We start from the raw sequence: 24458 nt of genomic DNA, 5'->3' as shown, positions 1-24458 counted from the left end.
CAGGCCCCCCGCGCGGGGGTGCCGCCGGCTCACTTCTTCTTCGCGTCCTTCGCGTCCTTGCTGCTGCCCGCGGCGTCCGACGACAGTGCCGCGATGAAGGCCTCCTGCGGCACGTCGACCCGACCGATCGTCTTCATGCGCTTCTTGCCCTCCTTCTGCTTCTCGAGGAGCTTGCGCTTGCGGGAGATGTCGCCGCCGTAGCACTTGGCCAGGACGTCCTTGCGCATGGCCCGGATCGTCTCGCGCGCGATGATGCGCGAGCCGATGGCGGCCTGGATCGGCACCTCGAACTGCTGCCGCGGGATGAGCTCCTTGAGCTTCGCGGTCATCGAGACGCCGTAGGCGTAGGCCTTGTCCTTGTGGACGATGGCGCTGAACGCGTCGACCTGCTCGCCCTGCAGCAGGATGTCGACCTTGACGAGGTCGGCCGCCTGGTCGCCCGCGGGCTCGTAGTCCAGGCTCGCGTACCCGCGCGTCTTGGACTTGAGGTGGTCGAAGAAGTCGAACACGATCTCGGCCATCGGCAGGACGTAGCGCATCTCGACGCGCTCCTCGGACAGGTAGTCCATGCCCTGCAGCTCGCCGCGCCGGCCCTGGCACAGCTCCATGATCGTCCCGACGAACTCGCTCGGCGTGAGGATGGTGGCCTTGACCATCGGCTCGCGCACCTCGCGGATCTTGCCCGCGGGGTACTCGCTGGGGTTCGTGACGACGATCTCGGTGTGGTCCTCGAGCGTGACGTCGTAGATGACGTTGGGCGCCGTCGAGATGAGGTCGAGGTCGAACTCGCGCTCGAGGCGCTCGCGCACGATCTCGAGGTGCAGCAGGCCCAGGAACCCGACGCGGAAGCCGAAGCCCAGCGCGACCGAGGTCTCGGGCTCGTAGTTGAGGGCCGCGTCGTTGAGCTTGAGCTTGTCGAGGGCCTCGCGCAGTACCGGGTAGTCCGAGCCGTCGATGGGGTACAGCCCGGAGAAGACCATCGGCTTGGGCTCGGAGTAGCCGCCCAGCGCCTCGGACGCGGGCTTGGCGTTGTTCGTGACCGTGTCGCCGACCTTCGACTGCCGGACGTCCTTCACCCCGGTGATGAGGTACCCGACCTCGCCGACACCGAGACCCTTGGTCGGCACGGGCTCGGGCGACGTGACGCCGATCTCGAGCAGCTCGTGCGTCGCGCGGGTCGACATCATGACGATCTTCTCGCGCGGGTCGAGCCGGCCGTCGATGACGCGCACGTAGGTCACGACACCGCGGTAGGTGTCGTACACCGAGTCGAAGATCATGGCGCGGGCCGGCGCATCGGCGTCACCGACGGGCGGCGGCACGAGCTCGACGATCCGGTCGAGGAGCGGCTCGACGCCCACGCCGGTCTTGCCCGAGACCCGCAGCACGTCGGCCGGGTCCCCGCCCACGAGGTTGGCCAGCTCCTCGGCGTACTTGTCCGGCTGGGCGGCCGGCAGGTCGATCTTGTTCAGCACGGGGATGATCTGGAGGTCGTTCTCCATCGCGAGGTACAGGTTCGCGAGCGTCTGCGCCTCGATGCCCTGCGCGGCGTCGACGAGCAGCACGGCGCCCTCGCACGCCGCGAGCGAGCGCGACACCTCGTAGGTGAAGTCGACGTGGCCCGGCGTGTCGATCATGTTCAGCGCGTAAGGCTGCACGGTCCCGGAGGCGTCCGCGACGCCCCACGGCATGCGGACGGCCTGCGACTTGATCGTGATGCCGCGCTCGCGCTCGATGTCCATGCGGTCGAGGTACTGCGCACGCATGGCGCGCGCGTCCACGACACCCGTCAGCTGCAGCATCCGGTCGGCGAGCGTCGACTTGCCGTGGTCGATGTGCGCGATGATGCAGAAGTTGCGCAGCAGCTCGGGAGCGGTCGCCGAGGGACGGATCGCCTCGGCGGCGGTGGCGGACGGGATCGGCAACTCGGCGTTCTCCGGCTTCTGGACGTTCTGTCGACGGTCGGGCGACCGTGGCGTGGCGCACCGTCCCGACGCCCCGGACGACCGGTGGTCGGCGGGATCCCGACCCACGGTGGCAGGCGTGGCTCTGTCGGGTGTCGGTGGTGGGCACCACCATCGTCCCATGAAGCACGCCGTGGACGCCCCACCGGCCGCCGCCGACGCGACCGTCGCGGATCGCGCGACGCTGGCCGCCCTGCAGCACCGGTTCCACGCGACGATCGCCGAGGTGGACCCCGCCGCGGCCGTGCCGTGGTGCGGGCGGTGGCGCGTGCGCCACCTGGTGGTGCACCTCGCCCGCATCCACCACTGGGCGGCGGGGCAGGCGTGCCGGCGTCAGGAGACGCCGCTGGGCCGCGGCCCGTTCGTCCTCGACGAGCTGTACGCGACCCAGGCCGCCGAGCTGCGCGAGACGCTCGCCGGGCTGGACCCCGACGCGCCCGCCTGGACGCTCGACGACAGCCGCGTGGTCAGGTTCTGGCACCGCCGCCAGGTGCACGAGACGCTCGTGCACCTGTGGGACCTGCGCACCGCCGGCGGGCTGCCGCTGGACGTCCCCGCCGCGCTGTGGGCCGACACGGTCGACGAGGTCGTGCACGTGATGCATCCCCGCCAGGTGCGCCTCGGCCGGGCGGCAGCGCCACCCCTGCGGGTCCGCCTCGTCGCCATGGACGCGGACCGCACGTGGACCGTGCACGCCGCGGACGACGCGCCCGCGGCGCCCGTCGCGGAGGTGGCCGGTCCGGCGGCCTCGCTCGCCCTGCTGCTGTGGGGACGCACGACGGCCGACGACCCGCACCTGGTGGTGACGGGCGACCGATCCGCGGCGCGTGCGACCGTGGGAGGTGCCCTGACCCCCTGAGCGGCTCTTCCACGCACATTCCTCGTGCGCGCCCGAACGCCGCGGCGCTACGGTCCGGCACATGGACGACTACCTCGCGGTCAACCGCACCAACTGGGACGCCCGGGTGCCGGTGCACCTCGCGAGCGGGTACGGCACGCAGGAGCTCGTCGACGACCCGACGGCGCTGTCGGGCGTCGTGCGGTTCGACCTGCCGCGCCTGGGTGACATCGACGGTCTGGACGCCGTGCACCTGCAGTGCCACCTCGGCACCGACACCCTCAGCCTCGCGCGGCTGGGGGCGAGGGTCACCGGCCTCGACCTGTCGGGCGACGCGATCGCGGCCGCGCAGGACCTGGCGGCCCGCGCGGGGACCGACGTCGAGTACGTCGTGTCGGACGTCTACAGCGCGGTCGACGTGCTGGGACCGGCGCGGTTCGACCTCGTGTACACCGGCATCGGCGCGCTGTGCTGGCTGCCGAGCATCGAGCGCTGGGCGCAGACCGTCGCGGGTCTGCTGCGGCCGGGCGGGCGGCTGTTCGTCCGCGACGCGCACCCCGTCCTGCTCGCGTCCCTGGGCATGGTGGTCGGCGCGGAGCATCCCGACCGCGACCAGCAGTCCTGGATCAGCGCCCCCGGCGCGGCGACGCCCGCGCTGGAGCTGCCGTACTTCGAGCAGCCCGAGCCGCTGCACTGGAACGACACGTTCACCTACTCGGGCGGCGCGCCCGTCGCCGCACCGCTGTCCGTCGAGTGGAACCACGGCCTCGGCGAGATCGTGACGGCCGTGCTGGGCGCCGGCATGGAGATCACCGGGCTGCACGAGCACGACAGCGTGCCGTGGGAGTCGCTCGCCGGCCTGATGACGCACGACCGGGAGACCGGCGAGTGGCGCCTGTCGGACCGGCCCGAGCGGCTCCCCGCGTCGTTCACCCTCACCGCCCGGCTCAGGCCTCGCGGGTGATCTTCACCTGCACGACCAGGTCCTGCGTCTGCAGGCCCGCGTAGATGCCACGCAGGGGCGGCACGTCGTCGTAGCAGCGCCCGCGCCCGAGCACGACGTGCTGCTCGCCGGCGCGGACCCGGTTGGTCGGGTCGTACCCGGTCCACTCCCCCGTCCACCACTCGACCCACGCGTGCGACTCGCCCGTGACCGTCGCGCCGATCTCGCCGGACGTGTCGGGGTGGAGGTAGCCGGACACGTAGCGCGCGGGGATGCCGACCGCCCGCAGCGCACCGAGCGCGAGGTGCGCCATGTCCTGGCAGACACCGGTGCGCTTGGCCCACGCCTCGGCGGCCGGGGTGTGGACGGTGGTCACGCCCGGGATGTACTCGAGCTCGTCCCGCACCGCGAGACAGACCGCCTCGGCGGCCTCCGACGGCGCGAGGTCGGCCGCGGCGCGACGCGCGATCGCCGCCACCTCCTCGGGCACCTCGGTGGTGGCGGTGTCCGCGAGGTGCTCGGACAGCCGGTCGCGCACCTCGGGCCCGTGCAGGACGTCCCAGCCGACCGACGACGAGGCGCGCGGCCGCTCGACGACCTCGACGAGGTGCTCCGCCGTCAGCAGCAGCGACTGGTGGGGCGCGAGGACCTCGAACGCGGTGACCTGCGTGCCCCAGTAGTCGCGGTAGTCGTGCATCCACGTCTGCGGGTGGATGTCGAGGCGCGTCTCGAGGACCGCCTGACCGGGCTGGGACAGCGGCGTCATGCGCGCCTCGTTGTACGACGCGACCACGGGTTCGGCGTACCGGAACATCGACGTGTGGACGATCCTCAGCCTGCTCACAGCGCCTCCCCGACCCACGTCAGCTCCGCACCCGACGGGAAGTACCGCGCGCGGATCGCGTCGGACGCCGCCGAGCAGGCCCGCTGCACGAGCTCCATCTCGCGCGGCAGCGCGTCGACGATCTCGAGCAGCGGCCGGTACTCCAGGTTCGTGCGCACCAGGCCGATGTGCCGCCGTGCGTCGTCGATGGTCGTGCGGTCGACCACGGGTTCCAGCGCCGACAGCGACGCCTCGGCCTGGTTCAGCGAGTAGACGATCGAGCGCGGGAAGAGGCGGTCGAGCAGCAGGAACCCGGCCGCGCGCTCGTCCGAGGTGTTGCCCCGGTAGGTGCGCAGGAACGCCTCGTGCGCACCGCAGGAGCGCAGCAGCGTGGCCCAGCTCGGCCCCGCGGATCCCGCCAGCGCACGCGTCGTCAGCAGACGCGCGGTCATGTCGGCACGCTCGATCGAGCGGCCCAGGACCATGAAGTGCCAGGTGTCGTCGCGCGACGTCGTCGACTCGACGATCCCCGTGACGATCGCGGCGCGCTCACGCACCCACGTGAAGTAGTCGTGCGGTCGCGCCGGACGCATCTGCGAGGGCAGCTGGTTCCAGCTCGTGTTGAGGCACTCCCACAGCTCGGTGGAGACGATCTCGCGCGCGCGCCGCGCGTTCTCCCGCGCGGCGACGAGCGCCCCGGCGATGGAGGACGGCGAGAACCGGTCGTAGCCGAGGACGTCGAGGACGTGCTCGCGCCCCACGTCGAGCTCGGCGGGCGGTGCCGGGCGGTCCATGACGGACAGCAGCGACCGGCACGCGAGGTCCTCCTCCGCCCACGGGTCCTCGAGCAGGATCTGCACGTGCACGTCGAGCAGACGCGCCGTGTCGTCGGCACGCTCGACGTACCGGCCGATCCAGAACAACGACTCCGCGATGCGGCTCAGCACGTCGTGCCCCCCGTCGTGCGCTGCTGCTGCTGCTGCATGACCTGAGGACGCGTGTCCGACGGATGGGAGTCGATGGGCACCGACGCGTCCTTCGGCACGGCCTGCGGCAGGGACTGGCCCTGCGACTGCGCGCGGCGCGGGACGCGACCGCCCAGCACCCACGTGTCCTTCGAGCCGCCACCCTGCGAGGAGTTGACGACGAGCTCGCCCTCCGGGAGCGCGACGCGCGTCAGACCACCGGGCAGCACGTAGACCGAGTCGCCGTCGTTGACCGCGAACGGCCGCAGGTCGACGTGCCGAGGGCGCAGGCCGTCGTCGACGAGCGTCGGCACGGTCGACAGCTGCACCACGGGCTGGGCGATCCAGCCGCGGGGGTCCTCCCGGAGCCTGCCGCGCAGCACGTCGAGCTCGGCGCGCGTCGCGCGCGGCCCCACGACCAGCCCCTTGCCGCCCGACCCGTCGACGGGCTTGACGACCAGCTCGTCCAGGCGGTCGAGGACCTCCTCGAGGGCGCCCGGGTCCTCCAGGCGCCAGGTGTCGACGTTCGGCAGGATCGGCTCCTCGCCCAGGTGGTAGCGGATGAGGTCGGGGACGTAGGTGTAGAGCAGCTTGTCGTCGGCCACGCCGTTGCCGATGGCGTTCGCGATGGTCACGTTGCCGAGCCGGGCGCACGTCATGAGCCCGGGGCACCCGAGGAACGAGTCCGAGCGGAACGTCACCGGGTCGATGTAGTCGTCGTCGACGCGCCGGTAGATGACGTCGACCCGGCGGCGCCCCTGGGTCGTGCGCATCCACACCCGCCCGCCCGAGACGTACAGGTCGCGACCCTCGACGAGCTCCACGCCCATCGTGCGGGCCAGCAGCGTGTGCTCGAAGTACGCGGAGTTGAAGACGCCCGGTGTCAGGACCACCACGGTCGGGTCGTCGACGCCGTGCGGTGCGGCGGCCGTGAGCGCCGCGAGCAGCCGGCGGGAGTAGTCGACGACGGGCCGGATGCGCAGCGCCGCGAAGAGCTCGGGGAAGGTCTGGGCCATCGCCCGGCGGTTCGACAGCACGTAGCTCACGCCGGACGGCACGCGCACGTTGTCCTCCAGCACGCGCCAGCCGCCCAGGGAGTCGCGGACCAGGTCGATGCCGGAGACGTGCACCCGCACGCCGTTGGGGGGCTCGATCCCGCGGGCGGCGCGGTGGAAGTGGGTGGACGACACCACGACCGAGCGCGGCACGACACCGTCCGCGACCGCCTTCTGCGGCCCGTAGACGTCCGCGAGGAACGCCTCGAGCGCCCGCACCCGCTGCGAGACGCCGGGGGCCACGTGCTCCCACTCGTCACCGGCCATGACGCGCGGCACGACGTCCAGGGGGAACGGTCGCTCCTCACCTGCGAAGTCGAACGTGACCCCCTGCTTGAGGTACGAGCGCGCGAGCGTGTCGGCGCGCGCGCGGAGCTCGCCGGCCGACAGCTGGGCCAGCGCCGAGTGCACGTGCCGGTAGGCCGCACGGACCTCGCCCTCGGGACCGATCATCTCGTCCCAGGCGGTCCCGGCCGGGTAGTCGTCGAAGAGGTCCGCCATGGCGCGAATGTAGTCCGCCCGTGTCAACGTCGCGTTACGTGGCGCGAGGACCACGACCGGAGTGTCGAACCGGCCTCCCCCGCCTGCACCGAGCCGGCCCGTCCCGGTCCCCGCGTGCGGGCTACGCTCGACCACCGTGACCGACCGACGATGGGGCGCGACCCTGCGAGGCGTCGCCCGCCGGCTCCTGGGAGCGGGCTCGCCGTCCCGCGCGCGGCAGGCGCGACCCACGGCTCCCGTGCCGGCGCCCCCAGCGCCGTCGAGCACCATCGACACCGTCCGCACCGCGTACGCGCCGAGGCCCGACGGCCGGCCGGACCCCGGCGAGGTCGTCTGGACGTGGGTGCCGTACGAGGACGACCCTGCCCGTGGCAAGGACCGGCCCGTGCTCGTGCTCTCGGTCGAGCAAGGGACGGTGGTGGCGCTGATGCTCACGAGCAAGGACCACGACCGCGACGCCGCCGACGAGGCCCGGCACGGCCGCGTCTGGCTCGACGTGGGCGCGGGCGGGTGGGACCGGCAGGGCCGTCCGAGCGAGGTGCGGCTCGACCGCGTCCTGCGGCTGCCCGCGGCAGACGTCCGCCGCGAGGGCGCCGCGCTGGACGCCCGCCGGTACGCCGCAGTGGTGCGTGCGGCCGGTCGGCTCCACGGCTGGTAAGATGTCGAACCGCGTGCCCGTCCGGGTCGGCGGGCGCGGGCGCAGGCCTTTCCCGAGGGTGTCCCCACGCCCCAGTCCCGGCGCTGCGCATGCCCTCTACGACCTGTCAGATCGCTTCGGCGACCTAGCCAAGAGAGTTCACACGTGGCGAACATCAAGTCCCAGATCAAGCGCATCGGCACGAACGAGAAGGCCCGGCTGCGCAACAAGGCAGTCAAGTCGGAGCTGAAGACGTACGTGCGGCGCGTCCGCGAGGCCGTCGCCGGTGGCGACAAGGAGGCGGCGAGCACTGCGCTCGTCGTCGCAGCCCGCAAGCTCGACAAGGCGGTGTCCAAGGGCGTGATCCACGCCAACCAGGCCGCCAACCGCAAGTCGGCGCTGTCGAAGGCCGTCAACGGCCTCTGAGGCCGGTCGCGCAGCTTCCACCTGCGCGCAGGGACCGCGAGGTCCCGTACGAACGCCGGAAGGGCGGCACCCCGAGGGGTGCCGCCCTTCCGCTGTCCCGCGCGGGTCAGCTGCCGAGCGACCACGTCTCACGCGGCGCACCCGTCGGCACCGACGGCTGGAAGCCCGCCTCGCGCAGCGCGCGGTCGAACGCCCGGGCCGCCGCCTCGACGTCCCCGCGCCGCAGGTACCGGTCCCCCAGGTCGCGCCACACGCCGGCCGAGTGCCGCGTCGCCGCCATCATCCCGAGCACGTCGGCGCCCCACTGGAACGCCTTCGCCGCACCGTCGTGGTCGCCGCGCGCGTCGAGCACGTCACCCAGGGCGATCTGCGCCGTGGCGGTCTCGAGCCGGGGCGCCTCGCCCAGACGGTCCAGCGCCGCCCGGGCATCGGCCTCGGCGGCAGCCTCGTCACCGAGCAGGAGGTGCGCGCGCGAGCGCTCGACCTGCAGACGAGCGACGTCGAGCGCCGACCCGACGGCCTGCAGGCCCGGCTCCGCCTTGTCGATCTGCGCCAGCGCGGCGCGCGGGTCGGCCGGCTCGGAGCGCAGCAGGAGCCACGCGTAGTTCAGCCGCAGCCGCGGCAGGTCGCGGTCCGGCTCACCCTCCGAGAGCAGCGCGAGCGCGCGCTCCGTGTACCGCTGCGCGAGCTCGTAGTCGCGGCGCTGCTCGGCGACGAGCGCGGCGTTCCAGTACACGCTCCCGCGACCGCGCGGCGTGCCGAGCGACTCCGCCAGCCGGACCAGCTCGGCGGCCCGGTGCGTCGCGTAGAGCAGGTCACCGCGCTCGACGTAGGCCCACAGCACCGTCGAGGCCAGGCGCAGGTGCTCGTCCGTCCCGACGAGGTCCGCGCTGTCGAGGTCCGCGAGCGTGCGCTCCCCGACCTCCACCGCACGGTGCAGGTCCCCCGCCTCGAGGTAGCACCCGACGAGGGCCGTGGTGAGCACCGCGGCCCGCAGGTGGTCGGGACGCTGCTGCGTCTCGGCGAGCAGCGGCTCGAGCAGGGTGATCGCCGTCTCGAGCTCTCCCAGGAGCTCGTGGGCGCGCGCCAGTGTCGTGAGCGCCTCCACCCGCAGGACAGGTGTGACGACCGTCAGGTCCAGGCCCATGATGCGGTGGGCGGCGCCGGCCGCGTCACCGCTGGCCAGGTCCAGCCGCGCGTAGTCGAGCTCCAGCCGGGTGCGGGCCTCGTTCGGTCCGTCCTCGCCGTGCTTGAGGAACTCGAGGGTCGTGCCGAGCCGTTCGGCCAGCACGCCGAGGGCCGCGTCCGTGGGTTCACGGTGCCCCGCCTCGATGAGGGAGATGTAGCTGGGCGAGAAGGCGTTGCCCGCCAGGGCCGTCTGGGACAGCCCAGCAGCCAACCGCGCCTCGCGCACACGGTCACCGATAGTCGTCATGAGAAGTCATTGTACGTATGACGACCGTGAATACCATCCCCCCGTCGCGCACGGCACGTCGCGCGTGCGGCGGGCGCTCCGGGAGGTGCCCGACATGCCCGGTACCGGACGGGTGCGACGCACGGCGGAGGCCGCCGCGCCGCACCCGTCGGGTACCTCGCTCAGACGAAGTCCTTGCAGCAACCGCTCGCCCCGCCGTTGAGCGAGACGGAGGCGGTGACCGCAGGGGCGCCGACGACGAGCGAACCGACGATGGCGAGAGCGGCGATCGCACTGGTGAGGGGCTTCATGGCGTTCTCCTGTCAAGGGGCTGCGTGCTCCCTGGGGACGTCACGTCGACGGCCCGCCAGGGTCGGGACACGTCGCCGACAGGGTGACACATCCACCCGATCCGTGCGAACACCCCTGCACCCGAACGGGTTGGTCCAGATTCCACCCTGCGACCAGATGATCACATGTCCGGACTTGTGGTGTCATAGACGCCATGACATCGGACGACCCGGACTCGACGCTCGCGCAGCTCGGCGCGGCGGTCGACGCGGCGATCCCCCGCGCGCTGCGGCGCGCCTGGGAGCAGCACGTCGCGCACGAACCGGTGCTTGTCGCGCGCCAGGGCATCTACTCGGCGCACGGCCGGCCGTTCGCCTACCAGTTCTCCTACCGCGCACCGGGGCACCACCCCGAGGTCGCGCGCACCTGGGGACGGGCCGACCACGAGCGCGCGACCGACCACGTGCTGCGCGCGACGTTCGGGCGCGCCGACCTCGAGCACGTCGCCCACGGACGCCTGCTGTTCGTCCGCTGCCCGCGCGCGCACCTGCTCGGTGAGCTGCCGATCCCCGCGCGACCGGACCGCCTCGTCGTCGAGGTCAGCACCAACGCCGAGGTGGACGCCGCCGCCCTCGCGGGCCTGCGTCGCCTGCGCGAGGAGGGGTTCCGGATCGCCCTGCCGGCGTTCGCCGACCGCCCCGAGCAGCGGCGGCTCCTGCCCTACGTGGACTTCGTCAAGGTCGACGTCCGCGACCTCGACGTCGAGGGGCACCCGGTCGTCCGGGTCGCGCGGTCGTTCGGCGCGATGCTCGTCGCCGAGTACGTCGAGTCGCCCGACGTGCTGCGGCACGCGCGGGACCTGGGCTTCACGCTCTTCCAGGGCAACCTGATCGAGCGCGCCGGGGTCCTCGACCGCGCGGGTGCGCGACTCGTCGGCAACTGAGCAGCACCCCGCGACACCTGCGCGGCACCACCCCTGCGCCGCGGCCGAACGGGTGAGGTCCGGCCCGACCCGCGTCATGAACCGTCGGCACAGCACTCTCCCAGGGTGTGACCCACCACCGAGTCGAGGCGCCGCACGCGCCGGTCGCGCGCCAGCCCATCAGCTCCCCCGACGGTCGTGTGCTGGGGCACGAGTACCTGTACCGCTCGCGCGTCGGTCTCGCCGCGGGCGTGGACCGCTGGCCCCCGGCCCGTCAGGACGCCGCTTCCGCCGCCGTGCTGCACACGCTGTACGGGCACCACGCGCCGTGCGGCACGGGGCTCGTCTTCGTCAACGTGACGCGGGCCTTCCTGGTCGGCGAGCGCCCCCTGCCGCCCGCCGACCACCGTCTGGTGCTGGAGGTGGTCGAGTCGGTGCCCGCCGACGCCGCGACGCTGGCCGGTCTGGCCCGGCTGCGGGCTCATGGCTACCACGTGGCGCTCGACGACTGGACCGCGTCGCCCGCGCAGTGCGCGATGCTGCGCCACGCCGACTTCGTCAAGGTCGACTGCCGCGACCTCGAGCACCTCGGCGAGGCGGGCCTGCGCGAGGCGCGTGCCGGCGGCGCCCGGCTGGTCGCCGAGCGCGTGGCGGACGAGCAGCTGCGGGCGCACTGCGTCGAGCTGCGCTTCGACCTCCTCCAGGGCTACGCGCTGGGCCGGCCGGCCCTCATCGGCGCCTGAGCCTGCTCGGGTGCCGCTGACGCCGCGCGCGGTGTCAGCGGTCGACGGCCGCCGCGACCCGCAGCACCGCACGCTCGACGGCGAACCGCGGGTCGCGCCCCTCGCCCTTGACCTCGGCATCGGCCTGCGCGACCGCGGCGATGGCGACCGCGAGCCCCTCGGGGGTCCAGCGGCGCAGGTCCTGCGTCGCCCGGTCGACCTGCCACGGCGCCATGCCCAGCTCACGGGCGGCGGCCGCGCCGCGCCCACGGACGGCGCCGACCTTCGCCAGCGTGCGGAGCCGCGCCGCGACCGCCGCGACGACGGGCACAGGGTCCAGGCCCGTGGCCAGCGCATGGCGCAGGAGCGCGACGGCGCGGCCCGCGTCGCCCGCGACGGCGGCGTCGGCGACCTGGAAGCCCGTGGCCTCGACACGTCCGCCGTGGTACCGCTGCACGGCCTCCTCACCGATGAGACCGCTCGTGTCCGCGACGAGCTGGGCGCACGCGGCGGCGAGCTCGCGCAGGTCGGAGCCCACGGCGTCGACCAGCGCGCGCACACCGCGGGCGTCCGCGCGGCGACCGGCGCGCCGGAGCTCCTCGGAGACGAAGGCGCTCTTGTCGGCGTCGCTGCGCACCGGCTCGCAGCCGATCGTCGGCACCTGCTCGCGCTTCGCGGCGTCGAGCAGCCGCTTGCCGCGCTGCCCGCCCGCGTGCCGCAGCACGACCACCACGTCCGGCACCGGTGCGTCGAGGTAGGCCTCGGCGTCGAGGAGCAGCGCGTCGCCGGCGCGCTCCACGCCCTCGACGAGCACGACCTTGGCCTCGGCGAACAGCGACGGGCTCGTCAGGACGGTCAGGTCGCCCGCCGCGTACGTGGCGGCGTCCACGCGCGTGACCTCGACGTCGGGGTCGCTCGCGCGAGCCAGCTCGACGATGCGGTCGCACGCGCGCTCGGCCAGCAGCTGCTCGGCACCGCTGACCAGGACCACGGGAGCCGGTTCGGCCTGCGTCCACGGGATGCCGGCGGACGCGCCGCCCGCGCGGCCACGGGCGGATCCGCCGGAGCGGGACGAGCGTGCGGGGGTGCGGGCGGCCACGGGTCCCAGCCTGCCATGCACCGCCGACACCTCCGACCGCGGCGCCGCGGGTCGTGGGCGCCGGACGTCAGGTCGAGGGCGGCCGACGCAGTGCCAGGGCGGCGGCGGACAGCGCCACCAGCGTCGCCGTGACGGCACCCCCGACGCCCGGCCACCACGCCAGCGCGGCACCCGGCAGGCCGGCCGCCCAGCGTGCCACCGCGGCGATCCACCAGCAGCAGGCCCCCGCACCGGCGGCCACGACGTCGGCCACCACGGGGCACGGTGACGCGAGGAGCGCCGCGAGCAGGCCCAGGACGGTCGCGGGTGCGACCGCGGGGACGACGGCGACGTTCGCGACGACCGACCACGGGCCGAGCGTCGGCCACAGCGCCAGGGTCACCGGCAGGCAGCCGAGCTGGGCCGCGACCGGCGCCGCCAGCACCGCCGCGACGTCGCGGCCGCACCCTGCCGACCAGCGCTCCACGAGAGGACCGCCGAGCACGACGAGGCCCCCGGTGGCCGCCACGGAGAGGCAGAAGCCCACGTCGACCGCGAGCCGGGGCTCGGCGACGAGCAGCGCGACCACGGCGGCGGACAGCGCGGCCGGCCCGGCAGCACGTCGCCCCGCGAGGAGCCCGACCAGCCCGACGCCGCCCATGACGGCCGCCCGCACGACGCTCGGCTCCGGCCCGACGACCAGCAGCAGGGCCGCGCCGGCCGCGGCGGCCGCCGCGACGCGGACCGGCGCCGGGGCGCCGACGGCCGCCGCCGCGGCGAGCACGAGCGTCCCCAGGATCGCGAAGTGCGCCCCGGACACGGCCGTGACGTGGGCCAGTCCCGACGCGCGCATCGCGGCGACCAGGTCCTCGGGGACTCCGTCGGTGTCCCCGACCGTGACCGCCGGGAGCAGCCCACGGACGTCCGGCGGCAGGGGTCGGGCGACGTCGCGGGCCCCGAGGCGCACGCGCGCGGCCCACGTGTGGGCGGCCCGCGGCGGGGCGGTGACGACGGGTGCCTCCCGCGCCCGGACGCGCACCGCGGGGCGGTCGGCGCGCACCGTGAGGGCGGCGACGCCGCGCACGTGGACCACCGCGTCGAGGACGGCACCCGCCGGTGCCGCCACCTCGACGGGCGCCCGCGCGCGGCGCCACGTGCCGTCGACGCGGACGGCGGAGGCCGTCACGGTGAGCAGGACGCGGGGGTCGGCGCCCGAGCCGACCTGCCGGGGTGCGGAGGTCACCCGGCCGACCACCTCGACGGTGCCGCCGTCGGCCGCGGCCGTCAGCAGGACGTCCGGTGCACGGACCTGCTGGGCGGCGGCCCCGCTGACCAGCACCACCAGGGCGGTGGCCGCGGCGAGCGCCACGGCCGGCAGCGTGCGGTACCACCCACCGGCCCGTGGCCCGTGGCGCGGACCCCGCCGGCCGGCGCGCTCGCGACGGTCCCGGACGTGCCGGACCGCGGCGCCCAGCACCCCGACGGCGGCCACCGTGAGCAGGGCGCCCGCGACCGGCGCGAGCCGCGTGACGACCTGCGGCGCCTGCACGACCGCGAGCGCCGCGCACCACGCGGTCACGGCCGGCGGTACGAGACGCAGGTCGGCCGCCGCCGCCGTCGCCCCCGGACCGCCGCTCACACCCGCACCCGTGGCAGCAGGTCCGCGAGCAGCGCGGGCCCGATCCCGGAGACCTCGTCCAGCTCGTCGACGCTCGTGAACGGTCGCTCGGTGCGCCGCTGCACGATGCGGCCGGCGAGCACGGGACCGACCCCCGGCAGCTCCTCGAGCGCCGCGGCATCCGCGGTGTTGAGGTCGAGGAGCCCGTCCGTGGGTGCCGCCGCGGGCACCGTCGCCCCGAGCACCGGGACGACCAGCTGCTCGCCGTCCGCCAGGACGCGCGCCAGGTTCACGCCCGCCAGGCCCGCGTCCGGTGTGCCGCCCCCGGCCGCGTCGATCGCGTCGGACACCCGGGCGCCGAGCGCCAGACGCACGACACCGGGCTGCCTGACGGCCCCGACCACGTGGACCACCACCTGGTCGGCGGTGTCGGACGGCTCGCCCGCACCGGTGCCGCCACCGTTTCCGTCGGGGGTGACCATCGGCACGGGTACCGCGACCGGTTCACCGCGCGGGGTGGCGGCCGCGCGGAGCACGATCCCGCCCGCCACCAGGGCGAGCACGAGGACGGCGGCACCCGCCGTGCGCCACCCGGGCGCCCAACGGACCCGCGTCGCCGGGGGCGTGGGCAACGACGCCGCGGCGGTGGCCAGCGCGGACGCGACGCTCGGCCGCCACGGCGCTGCGTCCGGGGCGCCGGGCGCACCGTCGACGGACGGGTCGGACGGGTCGGACGGGTCGGACGGCGGTGCGGCGTCCCCGTACCGCTGACCTGCCACCCGCCCGTCGCCGGGCACCGGCGGGTCGTGCGGCATCGGCAGGTCGTCCCCCGCCGGGCCACCGCCTGCCGCCGGCCCGTCTCCCCGCACCTGCGGGTCGTCGGCGGCGGCCGGCCCGGCGGGAGGACGGGGCGTCCAGCCGCCGTGCGCCGGTGGTACCGCGGTGTCCGGGGCCCGGTGCGCGGCGAGCGCGGCCAGGCGGCGCGCGACGTCCGGCGGGACGCGGGGGCGGTCGAGGGGCACCGACGGCACGCTAGGAGGGCGCCGCGGGCCGTGGTCGCCCCGCGGCCCGACCGGTGGACGACGCGCTGGTGCGCCGGGGCTGTGGTCGGCTCACGGCCGACGGATGCTCGCGAGACCGACTACCGGCCCGCCGCCACGGCTCCCGTCGCGCCCGGGCCGGGAACGGCACCCGACGACGGCTTGGGGTCCTCGACGCTCAGGCACCCGTAGTGCCGCAGCCACTCGTCGAGCTGGTCGCGGTCGGGGGCGCCGCGATGACGGATGCGGTCGGGCAGCTCGCGCCACCACCGCCGCCACGCGACGCCGCGCACCGCCGGTGGCGCCGCCCCGGCGCCACCGGCACGGGCGCCGGGCCGCCACCGACCGCTGGGCTGCAGCAGGCGGGCCACGACGTGCCGTGACGTGTCACCGGGGGTGAAGGGCGCTCGCGCGACCTCGCCGGCGACGGACCGGTTGAGGTCGTCCAGCAGGCGGTTCATCCGACGCACCGTCGGGTCGGTGCGGATCCGGGCGCTCAGCAGGGCGGCCGGCGGCCGGACCCCGCTCGGGCACGACGCGCAGCGGGCACCGTCCGCGTGCGTGGGGTCGGGTGCGAACCGCCACCACGGCCAGCGCGACACGTCGTCGTCGGGGTGCTGGACCGCGCGCCGCATCTGCCAGGCGGTCCGCACGACGATGCTCGAGCGCAGCAGGATGTCACGGCGCTGGGTGGCGAGCTGCACGGCCGCCGCCGCCGCCCGCACCTCGCGGTGCAGGTCACGCGTGTCCGCGGGCGCCGCGCGGTCGCCCTCGAGGCGGGACACCTCCGACGCGAGCGCGATCGCAGCGTCGTTGAGCCTGACGGTCGCCCTGCTGAGCTCCTCGAAGCGTCTCCCCCTGGCGGTGGAGCGCACCCCGAGGACGTAGACGGTCAGCGCCACGGACGCGGCGATCACCGCGCTCAACCACTGCTGGTCGGTCAGAGACACGGCGGTCTTCCCTTGTCGGTCGAGGGCGACCACGGTAGCGCGCGGACGTCGTCCACCGGGAGGGTCGACCCGGCGGCCGTCCCGGCCCGGGCTGCGCGGGACCGCGAGGCCCTCAGGCGTCGGCGACGACGACCGCGAGCAGACCCGGTCCGACGTGCGCGGCCAGCACGGCGCCGGCGTCCGCGACCAGGACGTCGGCCGTCGCGATGCCGACCGCCGAGGCCAGGTGGGCGGCGACCTCGTCGGCGGCGTCGGACGGGCCGACGTGGTGGACGGCGATGCGTGCGGACGGGCGTCCCGTGAGCTCCGCGACCGCGAGCTGCTCGAGCCGGTCGCGCGCCGCCCGGCGCGTCCGGACCTTCTCGCACACGGCGAGCCGGCCGTCCTGCACCGACAGGATCGGGCGCAGCCCCAGGACGGTGCCGAGCGCGGCCGCGGCGGTGCCGAGGCGTCCGCCGCGGCGCAGGTGCTCGAGCGAGTCCACCAGGAACCAGACGCGGCTGCTCGCCGCAGCGGCGCCGGCGACTCGCGCGACCTCGGTGGCATCGGGCCACACGGGCACCGGACCGCCGCGGTGGACCGTGCGCGTCATCCAGCGGCGGACGGCCCCGCCGAGCCCGTCCTCGGGCTCGGCGGGTACGTCGGGGGCGTCGTCGACGGGCGTGCGCGCGTGGTGCGCCGCCGCGAGGGCGGCGAAGCCCAGGCCGAGGGCCGCCGTGCGTGAGTCCACGACCCGGACCGGGACCGGGCTGACCGTGGCTGCCGTGCGGGCCGACCGCACGGTGCCGGACATCTCACCGGACAGGTGCACCGAGACGATCTCGTGGGCCCCCGCGGCGGCCGCCCGCTCGTACGCCGCGGCGAACGCCGAGGGCGGCGGCTGCGAGGTCGTGACCTTCGCACCCCGCTCGAGCGCGTGCAGCAGCTGCTCGGGGGTCACGTCGACGCCCTCGACGTACCGCGCGCCGTCGATGGTGACGTCCAGGGGCACGACCTGGAGCCCGACGGCGTGCGCCAGCCCGTCGGGCAGCGCCGCCGTCGAGTCCGTGACGACCGCGACCCGGGGCGGGGGCGGCGTCGAGCCGGGGCTCAGGCGGGCACCACGTTGACGAGCCGCGGTGCGCGCACGATGACCGTGCGCACGTCACGACCCGCGAGCGCACGCTGCACGCCGGGGTCCGCGAGCGCGAGCGCCCGCAGCTCGTCCTCGCCCACGGCCGGCGCCACCTCGGCGCGGCCGCGGACCTTGCCCTGCACCTGGAACACGCACGTGACGGTGTCCTCGACCAGGTAGCGCGGGTCCGCCTGCGGGAACGCCGCGTGCACGACCGACTCGTCGTGGCCGAGCCGGGCCCACAGCTCCTCGGTGATGTGCGGCGCGACGGGCGCGGTCATGACGACGAGCGCCTCGACGACCGACCGCGGGCTGCGCTCGAGCGTCGTCAGGTGGTTGTTGAGGACGATGAGCTTGGCGATCGCGGTGTTGATCCGCATGCCGGTCATGTCCTCGCGCACGTCGGCGATCGTGCGGTGCAGGAGGCGCAGCGTCTCGGTCGACGGCTCCTCGTCGGACACCACGACCTCACCGGTGGTCTCGTCGACGACGTTGCGCCACAGCCGCTGCAGGAACCGCTGGGCACCCACGACCGCGCGCGTCTCCCACGGGCGCGACAGGTCCAGCGGACCCATCGACATCTCGTAGACGCGCAGCGTGTCGGCGCCGTAGGCCTCGTACATCTCGTCCGGCGACACCGCGTTCTTCAGCGACTTGCCGATCTTGCCGTACTCCCGGTTCACGGGCTGCCCGTCCCACCGGAAGCCCGTCGGCGACGTCTCGTCCTCGACCACCTCGGCTGCCGGCACGTAGACGCCGCGCTCGTCGGTGTACGCATAAGCCTGGATGTAGCCCTGGTTGAACAGCTTGTGGAACGGCTCGGAGCTGCGGACGTGCCCCAGGTCGTGCAGGACCTTGTGCCAGAACCTGGCGTAGAGCAGGTGCAGCACGGCGTGCTCGACGCCGCCCACGTACAGGTCGACGCCGCCGGTGGAGCCGGCGGGCTGGGCGCCGTGGCCCGGGCCCATCCAGTACTCCTCCAGCGCGGGGTCGACCAGGACGTCGTCCGAGCGGGGGTCGAGGTAGCGCAGGTAGTACCAGCACGAGCCGGCCCAGTTGGGCATCGTGTTGGCGTCGCGGCGGTAGCGCTTCGGCCCGTCGCCCAGGTCGAGCTCGACGTACAGCCAGTCCGTGTTGCGGCCCAGCGGGGGCTCCGGCTCGGAGTCGGCGTCGTCCGGGTCGTACGTGCGCGGGGAGAAGTCCGGCACCTCGGGGAGCTCGACCGGCAGGGCCGACAGCGGGAGGGCGATCGGGGTGTCGTGCTCGTCGTAGACGATCGGGAACGGCTCGCCCCAGTAGCGCTGCCGGCTGAACAGCCAGTCGCGCAGCCGGTAGGTCACGGTGCCCTCGCCGACGCCCTTGCTGGACAGCCAGGCGACGATGCGCTCCTTGGCCTCGCCGACCTCCAGCCCGTCGAGGCTGATCTCGTCGTTCGACGAGTTGATGACCGCGCCGTCGCCCGTGCGGGCGCCCGGGGGCGTGCCCTCGGGCGCGTCGACCGTGTAGACCACCGGCAGCCCGAACGCCTCGGCGAACTGGAAGTCGCGCTCGTCGCCGCCCGGGACCGCCATGATCGCGCCCGTGCCGTAGCCCATGAGGACGTAGTCGGCGGTGAACACGGGCAGCAGCTCGCCGTTCACGGGGTTCGCGGCCAGGTGGCCCGTGAAGACGCCCGTCTTGCGTCCGGCGTCCTGCTGCCGCTCCACCGCGGTCTTCGCCGCGGCCTGCCGGCGGTAGTCGGACACGGCGTCGGTCGGTGACGCGTGACCACCGGTCCAGGCGCTCGACGTGCCGTCGGGCCACTGCGCGGGCACCTCGTCGAGCAGCGGGTGCTCCGGGGAGACGACGAGGAACGTGGCACCGAACAGCGTGTCCGGACGGGTCGTGAAGACCTCGACCTGCTCGCCGCCCTGGACGGCGAACCGCACCCGGGCGCCCGTCGAGCGCCCGATCCAGTGCCGCTGCATCGACTTGACCTTCTCGGGCCAGTCGATCAGCTCGAGGTCGTCCGTGAGGCGGTCCGCGTACGCCGTGATGCGCATGTTCCACTGCCGCAGGCTGCGCTGGAAGACCGGCATGTTGCCGCGCTCGGAACGACCGTCCGACGTGACCTCCTCGTTCGCGAGGACCGTCCCCAGGCCCGGGGCCCAGTTGACCGGCGTCTGCGACAGGTAGGCCAGGCGGCGCGTGTCGATGACGCGGCGGCGCGCGGCCTCGTCCAGGTCGGCCCACGTCGCACCCTCGGGGACGCCCTCGACGTCGGTCGGCAGCGGGCGCGTGCCGGCGGCGTACTCCTCGACCAGCTCGGACACGGGCCGCGCGCGGCCCCTGCCGCCGTCGGGACGCACGGCGTCCTCGTCGTACCAGGACTCGAAGATCTGCAGGAAGATCCACTGGGTCCACCGGACGTAGTCCGCGTCGATGGTCGCGAAGGACCGGCGCGGGTCGTGCGCGAGGCCCAGGCGCCGCAGCTGGCGCTGCATGATCGCGATGTTCGCCTCGGTCGTCACCCGGGGGTGCTGGCCGGTCTGCACGGCGAACTGCTCGGCCGGCAGCCCGAACGCGTCGAACGCGAGCGCGTGCAGGACGTTGTCGCCGCACATGCGCCGGAACCGCCCCACGACGTCCGTCGCGATGTAACCCAGGGGGTGCCCGACGTGCAGCCCGGCACCCGAGGGGTACGGGAACATGTCCATGACGAAGAACGGCCGCGCGGACGGGTCGGCGTGGCGTCCCTGCCCGTCGGTGAGCGGTCCGACCGGGTTGGGCGTGAAGAACGTGCCGCGCTCGTCCCACTCGTCCTGCCAGCGCAGCTCGATCTCCTGCGCGAGGGCGGCGGTGTAGCGGTACGGGACGTCGTCGGGGGTCGGGTTCGGGGACTGGTCGCTCACCGGAGAATCGTACCGACGCAGGGGCTCCCCCACGTCCGCGGGCGTCCGGTCCCTAGGATCGACCCATGTCGGACAGCCCGCAGGGCGCACCGGGTGACGCCCACCTCGCCGAGCTCGAGGCGCAGGCCGCGCGCGCCGCGGCCGACGCCGCCGCGGCACGTGCCGCCGCGGCCGAGGCCGAGGCGGTCGCGGCGGCGGCCGCTCTCGCCGCCGCACGCGCCGCCGCCGGGTCCACGACGGGCACGCCCCCGGCGGGGCCGGGCGGGGCCGACAGCCCCGTCCCGCCGCCGGCCGACCCGTCCGCCGACCTGTCGCCGCACGCGCAGGCCGTCGCGGCCGGCTACGCCTTCGAGGGCGGCGTCCTCCCCCTCGGCGTGCTGCTCGAGGACGGCTCGCCGACGCCCGCCGCGCGCGTGGGCCTGCCGCTCGCCGTGCTCAACCGCCACGCGCTGGTCGCGGGCGCGACCGGCACCGGCAAGACGCGCACGCTGCAGCTCATGGCCGAGGGACTGAGCGCGGCGGGCGTCCCGGTCCTCGTGGCCGACGTCAAGGGCGACCTGAGCGGCCTGGCGGAGCCCGGCTCGCCGTCGGAGAAGCTCACCGCGCGCACGACCGCCCTGGGGCAGGCGTGGACGCCGGCCGCGTTCCCGGTCGAGCTCTACGCGCTCGGAGGCCGGGGCGACGGCGTGCCCCTGCGGACCACGGTGACCGACTTCGGCCCGTTGCTGCTGGCCAAGGTGCTGGGGCTCAACGCCACGCAGGGCTCGAGCCTCGCGCTGGTGTTCCACTGGGCGGACCAGCAGGGTCTGGCGCTGCTGGACCTGGCCGACCTGCGTGCGGCGCTGCAGTGGCTGACGAGCGACGACGGCAAGGCGGAGCTCAAGGGAATCGGCGGGCTGTCGTCGGCGACCGCCGGCGTCGTCCTGCGCGAGATCGTCGGGCTGCAGGCGCAGGGTGCCGACGCGTTCTTCGGCGAACCCGCGTTCGACGTCGGTGACCTGCTGCGCACGGCCGCCGACGGCCGCGGCGTCGTCTCGGCGCTGGAGCTCCCGAGCGTGCAGGACCGGCCCGCGCTGTTCTCGACGTTCCTCATGTGGCTGCTGGCCGAGCTGTTCGAGGTGCTCCCCGAGGTCGGCGACCTCGAGCAGCCACGGCTCGTGTTCTTCTTCGACGAGGCCCACCTGCTCTTCGCCGACGCGTCGAAGGACTTCCTCGCGGAGGTCGTGCGCACGGTGCGGCTCATCCGCTCCAAGGGCGTCGGCATCGTCTTCGTCACGCAGAGCCCGCAGGACGTGCCCGCGGAGGTCCTGGCGCAGCTGGGCAGCCGCGTGCAGCACGCGCTGCGCGCCTTCACGCCCGACGACGCCCGTGCGCTGCGGGCCGCCGCGCGCACGTACCCCTCGTCGGACTACGACCTGGAGCAGGTGCTGCAGCAGCTCGGCACCGGCGAGGCGGTCGTGACCGTGCTCGGCGAGGAGGGCGCGCCGACCCCCGTCGCGTGGACGCGGCTCTACGCGCCGCGGGCGTCGATGGCCCCCGCGGCGCCCGCCACGGTGCACGCGACCGTCGCGGCGTCGCCGGTCGCGGCCCGCTACGCGCAGCCGGTGGACCGGGAGTCCGCGTACGAGCTGCTGTCGGCCCGGATGGCGCGCGCCGAGGCCGACAGGGCCGCCGCGCAGGCGGCGGAGCAGGCGGAGAAGGACGCGCGGGCCGCCGAGAAGGAGGCCGCACGCCGGCAGCGGACGCAGGGCACCACGGGTCGCTCGCGCTCGGCCCGCGCGGGCACGGGCAGCGCGCCGCTGGACGCCTTCCTCCGGTCGGCGGGCACCCAGCTCGGACGCGAGATCACCCGCACCATCTTCGGCACGCGTCGGCGCCGCTGAGCCTCAGGGCGCGGCGAGCCAGATCGCGCTCGCCGCGACCTCGCCGAGCTCGACCCGGTCCGGCCGGCCCGCCACCTGGACGCTCACGACCCCCGTCACCGCACGTCGCTCCTCGAGCGTCACCGCGGCGTCGAGGTCCAGGCCGACGCCCTCGAGGTAGCGCAGCAGCTCGGGGTCCGCGTCGGAGATCCGTGCGACGCGGTAGCTGCCCGACTCGACCTCCCACATGACGCGCGCGTCGGGCAGGTGCACGGTGCCGTCCGCGGCCGGGATCGGGTCCCCGTGCGGGTCGCGGTCCGGGTGGCCGAGCAGGTCGGCGATCCGCTCGACGAACCGGTCGCTCACGGCGTGCTCGAGGACCTCGGCCTCGTCGTGCACCTCGTCCCAGCCGTAGCCCAGCTTCTCCACGAGGTAGGTCTCGATGAGGCGGTGCCGCCGCACCATCGCGACCGCGTGCGCACGCCCGGCGGTCGTCAGCTCCACCGCACCGTACGGGCGGTGCGACACCAGACCGGCGTCCGCGAGGCGCTTGACCGTCTCCGACACGGTGGACGCACCCACACCGAGGCGCCCCGCGAGCAGCTTGGTGGTGACCGGCACGTCGGACCACTCCTGCGCGCCCCAGATGACCTTGAGGTAGTCCTGGCTCACCGCGGACAGGGGGGCAGCGCTCTCGGACACGACGCCCAGCGTAGAGGGCTCAGGATCCGTCCACGCTCCAGTGCCAGGCCTCACCCGGCAGGTTCTCCAGCCCGTAGGCGTCGGCGTGCTCGACCAGCCAGGCGTACGCCGCGGACCCCCGCGTCAGCGAGCGACCCCCCGACGTGAAGTCGATGGCGAGCCCGCGCTCGTGCCGCGAGCTGCCGGGGCGGGCCGTGCTCGGCGAGCACGCCGACGCCGGCTTGTCGTACACGTCGGCGTCGCTCGGGCCGCAGTGCGCACGCCGCAGCGCGATCTGCTGCTCCGGGCTGCGCCACCCGCCACCGCCCAGCTCGACGCCGTCGGCAGCCGCGGCCGCGACGAGCGCGTCGAGCGCGTCGGCGAGGCACGGGTGCACGCTGATGCCGCTGCGCGTCCGCACGACGTCGGCCGCCGTCACCGGTCCGTCGACCAGTGCGCAGTCCGACGGCTGCGGGCCCGTGGGGACGGGCGACACCGGCACACCGCTCGGCGCCACCGACTCCGGCGCCTCGGCCTGCCACAGGACCTCGCCCTCGGGCGACATGAGCAGGACCGCCGTCTCCTCGATCGTCAGCCGCGCACCCGGGTGCCCGCCGGTACCGGTCCCCCAGAACGGCGCGCCCGCGGCGTCCAGCAGCACGAGGTCGCCGTCCTCCTGCAGGCGCACGCCGACCGCGGCGTCCGTGGGAGACGACCAGAACGGCGCGCCGTCCCAGCTGGCGACCAGTGCACCCTCCTCGACCCGCAGGCCGAGGTGACCCGAGGGCGAGCCCAGGATCGCGCCCGCAGCGAGCTCCGCGCCCGGCTCGAGGGCCGCGGGGCCGATCGCCGTGCCCGCGCTCCACACGGGCTCACCGTCGGGTCCGAGCAGCACGAGGTTGCCGTCGTCCTGCAGCACGAGGGACGCGGGCCCGTGCCCCGAGGTACGGCTGCGCCACACGGCGTCGCCGTCCGCGTCGAGGGCCACGAGGTTGCCGTCCGCGCGCAGCTCGAGCGTCGTCGCCGGCTGCGCGGCTGCGGTCGCGGCCTGCGACCGTCCCGCCGGGGCCGCGCCGGACGACCGCGTCGCGGGATCAGCCACCGGCTGCGGGGGCGTCCAGCGCACGGCGCCGTCGGGGCCGTGCAGCTGCAGGCCCGCGACGGGGTCCACGGCCAGCGTGTGGCGGCCGTCCGGGGAGGCCAGCAGGTCGTCGGGCTCGAGACGTCCGGGACCCACGAGGGTCGAGGGCACCACGGTCGTCCCGCTGCTCCACACCGTGGTGCCGTCCGGGCGCTCCACGACGAGGTCGCCGTCGTCGCGCATCCGCAGCGTCCCGTCGGACCCTCCGGTGGCGGTGGTCCACACGACGGTGCCGTCGGGTGCCACGAGCCGCACGTCACCGCCGGCGTCGGTGGTCAGGGTCGCGCCCGGCACACCGTGACCGGATGACCACCGCACGACGTCGTCGAGCGCGTACATGCCGAGGGAGCCGTCGGGCTGCAGGACCAGGACGTGCTCGCCGCCCGGGGCCAGCAGGGCCTGACCGGCCGTGAGCTGCTCGCCGGGGCGCAGCACGTCCTCGCCCGGACCGGCGGACGCGGGCGCGGCGCTACCGAGCGCCACACCCACCACGACCCCTACGGTCGCCACGACCGACATCCGCCGCACGCGTGCTCCCCCCGCGCGCGTCCCGCGCGGCTCTGCGATGAGCCGTGCCCGACG

General features: G+C 75.0%; 21 protein-coding genes. 7 read left to right on the top strand and 14 right to left on the bottom strand.

The window, feature by feature from the left end:
• Window positions 1–29: 29 nt before the first annotated feature.
• Window positions 30–1925 (bottom strand): translation elongation factor 4, encoded by a 1896-nt coding sequence (lepA, locus tag H9657_RS07545; RefSeq protein WP_318241365.1) that lies wholly within the window; start codon window positions 1923–1925, stop codon window positions 30–32.
• Between the two features lie 160 nt (window positions 1926–2085).
• Here lepA and H9657_RS07540 point away from each other — a divergent pair, with 160 nt between their 5' ends.
• Window positions 2086–2823, top strand: coding sequence for a maleylpyruvate isomerase family mycothiol-dependent enzyme (locus H9657_RS07540; protein WP_191781991.1), 738 nt, complete (start codon window positions 2086–2088; stop codon window positions 2821–2823).
• Between the two features lie 61 nt (window positions 2824–2884).
• Complete coding sequence (locus tag H9657_RS07535) at window positions 2885–3766, top strand: class I SAM-dependent methyltransferase (RefSeq protein ID WP_191781989.1); 882 nt, start codon at window positions 2885–2887, stop codon at window positions 3764–3766.
• Here the strand turns inward: H9657_RS07535 and H9657_RS07530 are convergent.
• The 3 genes from H9657_RS07530 to H9657_RS07520 are packed head-to-tail and all read right to left on the bottom strand — an operon-like array spanning window position 3750 to window position 7089.
• On the bottom strand, window positions 3750–4589 hold the full coding sequence (locus H9657_RS07530) for a transglutaminase family protein (RefSeq protein WP_191781987.1): 840 nt from the start codon (window positions 4587–4589) through the stop codon (window positions 3750–3752). The two genes, H9657_RS07535 and H9657_RS07530, sit on opposite strands and share 17 nt — an antisense overlap.
• Window positions 4586–5515, bottom strand: coding sequence for an alpha-E domain-containing protein (locus H9657_RS07525; protein WP_191781985.1), 930 nt, complete (start codon window positions 5513–5515; stop codon window positions 4586–4588). The genes H9657_RS07530 and H9657_RS07525 overlap by 4 nt, the downstream gene beginning before the upstream one ends.
• A complete protein-coding gene (locus tag H9657_RS07520; RefSeq protein WP_191781983.1) occupies window positions 5509–7089 on the bottom strand; it encodes a circularly permuted type 2 ATP-grasp protein in 1581 nt (526 codons plus the stop codon). The genes H9657_RS07525 and H9657_RS07520 overlap by 7 nt, the downstream gene beginning before the upstream one ends.
• 136 nt (window positions 7090–7225) lie before the next feature.
• On the opposite strand from H9657_RS07520, the gene H9657_RS07515 reads away from it, so the two are divergent.
• A complete protein-coding gene (locus H9657_RS07515; RefSeq protein WP_191781981.1) occupies window positions 7226–7747 on the top strand; it encodes a type II toxin-antitoxin system PemK/MazF family toxin in 522 nt (173 codons plus the stop codon).
• Between the two features lie 144 nt (window positions 7748–7891).
• A complete protein-coding gene (rpsT, locus tag H9657_RS07510; protein ID WP_191781979.1) occupies window positions 7892–8152 on the top strand; it encodes a 30S ribosomal protein S20 in 261 nt (86 codons plus the stop codon).
• A gap of 106 nt (window positions 8153–8258) precedes the next feature.
• Here the strand turns inward: rpsT and H9657_RS07505 are convergent, their stop codons facing one another.
• Together H9657_RS07505 and H9657_RS19375 are read right to left on the bottom strand one after the other, a co-directional pair.
• Entirely contained in the window at window positions 8259–9587 is a 1329-nt protein-coding gene (locus tag H9657_RS07505) for a helix-turn-helix domain-containing protein (RefSeq protein ID WP_191781977.1), read from the bottom strand.
• Between the two features lie 161 nt (window positions 9588–9748).
• Window positions 9749–9877: a hypothetical protein gene (locus H9657_RS19375; protein WP_263598882.1), complete on the bottom strand. Its 129-nt coding sequence runs from the start codon at window positions 9875–9877 to the stop codon at window positions 9749–9751.
• Between the two features lie 194 nt (window positions 9878–10071).
• Here H9657_RS19375 and H9657_RS07500 point away from each other — a divergent pair, with 194 nt between their 5' ends.
• Together H9657_RS07500 and H9657_RS19630 are read left to right on the top strand one after the other, a co-directional pair.
• Window positions 10072–10800 carry an EAL domain-containing protein gene (locus H9657_RS07500; RefSeq protein WP_191781975.1) on the top strand — a complete coding sequence of 243 codons (729 nt, stop codon included), beginning with the start codon at window positions 10072–10074 and terminating at the stop codon, window positions 10798–10800.
• A 107-nt stretch (window positions 10801–10907) separates the two neighbouring features.
• The gene (locus H9657_RS19630) at window positions 10908–11522 is read left to right on the top strand and encodes an EAL domain-containing protein (protein ID WP_191781973.1); all 615 of its coding nucleotides are present in this window, start codon (window positions 10908–10910) and stop codon (window positions 11520–11522) included.
• Between the two features lie 34 nt (window positions 11523–11556).
• Here H9657_RS19630 and holA read toward each other — a convergent pair whose 3' ends face one another.
• From holA to leuS, 6 genes are all read right to left on the bottom strand, one after another.
• A complete protein-coding gene (gene holA / locus H9657_RS07490) occupies window positions 11557–12492 on the bottom strand; it encodes a DNA polymerase III subunit delta (protein ID WP_318241378.1) in 936 nt (311 codons plus the stop codon).
• A gap of 175 nt (window positions 12493–12667) precedes the next feature.
• Window positions 12668–14218 carry a ComEC/Rec2 family competence protein gene (locus tag H9657_RS19625; protein WP_191781971.1) on the bottom strand — a complete coding sequence of 517 codons (1551 nt, stop codon included), beginning with the start codon at window positions 14216–14218 and terminating at the stop codon, window positions 12668–12670.
• Complete coding sequence (locus H9657_RS07480) at window positions 14215–15219, bottom strand: ComEA family DNA-binding protein (protein WP_318241364.1); 1005 nt, start codon at window positions 15217–15219, stop codon at window positions 14215–14217. The genes H9657_RS19625 and H9657_RS07480 overlap by 4 nt, the downstream gene beginning before the upstream one ends.
• Before the next feature lie 119 nt (window positions 15220–15338).
• The gene (locus tag H9657_RS07475) at window positions 15339–16187 is read right to left on the bottom strand and encodes a hypothetical protein (RefSeq protein ID WP_191781969.1); all 849 of its coding nucleotides are present in this window, start codon (window positions 16185–16187) and stop codon (window positions 15339–15341) included.
• A gap of 112 nt (window positions 16188–16299) precedes the next feature.
• On the bottom strand, window positions 16300–17280 hold the full coding sequence (locus H9657_RS07470) for a DegV family protein (RefSeq protein WP_191782177.1): 981 nt from the start codon (window positions 17278–17280) through the stop codon (window positions 16300–16302).
• Window positions 17277–20192: a leucine--tRNA ligase gene (leuS, locus tag H9657_RS07465; protein WP_318241363.1), complete on the bottom strand. Its 2916-nt coding sequence runs from the start codon at window positions 20190–20192 to the stop codon at window positions 17277–17279. The genes H9657_RS07470 and leuS overlap by 4 nt, the downstream gene beginning before the upstream one ends.
• A 65-nt stretch (window positions 20193–20257) precedes the next feature.
• On the opposite strand from leuS, the gene H9657_RS07460 reads away from it, so the two are divergent.
• Window positions 20258–22075: a helicase HerA-like domain-containing protein gene (locus H9657_RS07460; protein ID WP_191781968.1), complete on the top strand. Its 1818-nt coding sequence runs from the start codon at window positions 20258–20260 to the stop codon at window positions 22073–22075.
• 3 nt (window positions 22076–22078) lie between these two features.
• On the opposite strand, the gene H9657_RS07455 is transcribed toward H9657_RS07460, so the two are convergent.
• Window positions 22079–22756, bottom strand: coding sequence for a metal-dependent transcriptional regulator (locus tag H9657_RS07455; protein ID WP_191781965.1), 678 nt, complete (start codon window positions 22754–22756; stop codon window positions 22079–22081).
• A 19-nt stretch (window positions 22757–22775) separates the two neighbouring features.
• Window positions 22776–24386, bottom strand: a complete 1611-nt coding sequence (locus H9657_RS19620; protein WP_191781963.1) for a D-alanyl-D-alanine carboxypeptidase family protein — start codon at window positions 24384–24386, stop codon at window positions 22776–22778.
• Window positions 24387–24458: the final 72 nt, after the last annotated feature.

The sequence above is a fragment of the Cellulomonas avistercoris genome (assembly GCF_014836445.1).
GTDB lineage: Bacteria > Actinomycetota > Actinomycetes > Actinomycetales > Cellulomonadaceae > Cellulomonas > Cellulomonas avistercoris.
Note: the sequence above shows the minus strand (reverse complement) of the source record. Positions and strands in the feature narration are given on the sequence as shown.